The organism is Novipirellula sp., assembly GCF_041583735.1.
Lineage (GTDB): Bacteria > Planctomycetota > Planctomycetia > Pirellulales > Pirellulaceae > Novipirellula.
The window spans coordinates 1-2,167 of the sequence record NZ_JBFHFD010000969.1 but is presented as its reverse complement, the minus strand read 5'-3'; the positions used below and the strand labels follow the sequence as shown (position 1 = coordinate 2,167).

At 53.4% G+C, this 2,167-nt stretch carries 3 protein-coding genes; 2 read left to right on the top strand and 1 reads right to left on the bottom strand.

Annotated features, from left to right (window positions below):
* Nucleotides 1–199 precede the first annotated feature (199 nt).
* Complete coding sequence (locus ABX962_RS35140) at nt 200–379, top strand: hypothetical protein (protein WP_372726312.1); 180 nt, start codon at nt 200–202, stop codon at nt 377–379.
* A 22-nt stretch (nt 380–401) separates the two neighbouring features.
* Here the strand turns inward: ABX962_RS35140 and ABX962_RS35135 are convergent, their stop codons facing one another.
* Nucleotides 402–1,514: a pyridoxal phosphate-dependent aminotransferase gene (locus ABX962_RS35135; RefSeq protein WP_372726311.1), complete on the bottom strand. Its 1,113-nt coding sequence runs from the start codon at nt 1,512–1,514 to the stop codon at nt 402–404.
* A gap of 155 nt (nt 1,515–1,669) precedes the next feature.
* Here ABX962_RS35135 and ABX962_RS35130 point away from each other — a divergent pair.
* Nucleotides 1,670–2,167: DUF4416 family protein (locus ABX962_RS35130; RefSeq protein WP_372726310.1), on the top strand; the 498-nt coding region annotated here is incomplete at its 3' end.

The following is a 2,167-nucleotide window of genomic DNA, read 5'->3' as shown; positions in this document are numbered from 1 at the left end:
GCCCGAAGAACGTTGCGGTTTGCTTGCTCAGAATACGCATTTGTTTCTGACAGCCCCAACGTGTTGGACGACTGCAGGTTCAGTCGCATGCGAAATATTTTGACTCACGTTCTGTTTTTTATGGCACTTTACGGATCGGTCTCCAATCGAATCCTATCCGCCGCAAAAACCACTTAGCCCTCACCCTCACTGGCGAATCATGATGCAATCAATCTCCGCAACGAAATCACCGCAAACTGAAACGGAACCGCAGCGCCAGGAAACCTGCTCGCAAGCGACCAAAGACCTTGACTCGATCATTGCTTCGATTTGCCGTGACGCGCGTTACCAATCACGCTTGTACGTGATGCGTTGCAATACCGGACTTGATGGTGAATGAACGCTAAACCTGCTCGCAAGCCTTAGACCGAGGCTCCCGCCATGGACCTCAAAATATCGACCCCTCGTTTTAGCTGTTCGTCGCTCGCGGCAAAGCTAATGCGAAAATGCGTGTCCCTGGCGCTAAAGATATTGCCTGGGATGATCAACAGCCCCCGCTCAATTGCTTGTTCCACAAACTTCGCTCCGCTTTCGATCGGAGCTTTGGGGAACATATAAAACGCCCCCCCTGGCTTTGCGATTTCGTAGCAATCCGACAACGCATCAAAGACTATGTCGCGTTTGCGTTTGTAGTCTTGGATATGGCCACCGAGATTAACTTCCATCGCCCGTAGCGCTCCCCATTGAGCCGGTTGTGGGGCGCAGACAAATGTATACTGCTGAATTTTCAGCATCGTGCGAATGATTTCACTGGGGCCGTGAACGTATCCCACCCGCCAACCGGTCATCGCGTGACTCTTACTGAATCCATCGATCACGATGGTTTGATCGTTAAAGGAAGCCGGGGACGCAAATTCGCCATCATAGAAAAATTGACTGTAAATTTCGTCTGACAACAACGCAATGTTTTTCTCTGCGGCCAATTCAGCGACCGCCTTCAGTTCCGCTTCGCTGGCCGTCACACCGGTCGGATTGGCGGGGCTATTGAGCAGGATCATTTTTGTCCGCGGAGTGATCGCGGCAGCGATTTTGTCGACATCCAAACGAAAATCGGGATAGGAGTCGACTGGCACCGGCACCCCGCCGCACATCTTTAATAACGCGGGATACATCACAAAAAACGGATCCAGAAAGATCACCTCATCCCCCGGATTGACCATCGTCAAGATCGATAGCATCAATCCTCCGCTGGTCCCGCTGCTGATGAAGACGTCGCGATCCTCGTGAGGATATTTTTCGGCGATTTCTTGCCGCAACGCTTCTCGCAGCGGTGCAATCCCCTGGGTCGGCGAGTAGGCGTTTTTACCGCCACGAATGGCCTCGATTGCTGCATCCTGAACCGCTTCGGGAACGTCAAAATCGGGTTGACCAATCGATAGATTGACGGGATCCTTCAGCTTCGCGGCCAAATCAAAAACCTTACGAATTCCGCTACTGTCAAACGTGGTGGTACGGTCAGCGATCCAGGGATGCATGATGAAACTTAGTTAAAGACAAAGAAGAGGGACGCAATGCGGGCGAATTCAATTCGCAACCAACCGCGAGCCGGTTCCCAAACCATGCCAGGCTCGTGCCCCCTAGATTACCCCAGCAATCCCCGAAACTAAATCCCGCAGAGTTTTGTAAAACAATGGCAGTGATCCAGTACGTTGAGCCGGTCGTCCGATTTTGTGCTGTCATCACACGGCATGATGCGGTACGGGATTGGGCCGTCCGCCGCTTGAACGAGACTTGGGGCGAAACCTTTGTGCAAACGCCGCGTATGCCGTTTGAAGCCGGCGGTTATTACACTCGCGAAATGGGAGGTGAACTGGAAAAAACGATTGTCGGCTTTCGCGACTTTGCCGACCCGGCCGGACTGGCCGATTGGAAAACGCAAACCAACCTCTGGGAACTCGAGTGTGCCCAAGCGATCCCGACCGACGAACCCCGACCGCTGAACCTCGATCCGGGCTACGTGACACAAGCCAAACTAGTGCTGGCGACGACCAAAGACCGTGACCACCGCATTTACCTGCGCGACGGCATGTTCGCCGAAGTCACGTTAACATACGTCCACCGCCAATGGGTTGACCACCGCTGGACCTATCCCGATTACCGCACCGACGATGTCAAGCAATTCGCGCAG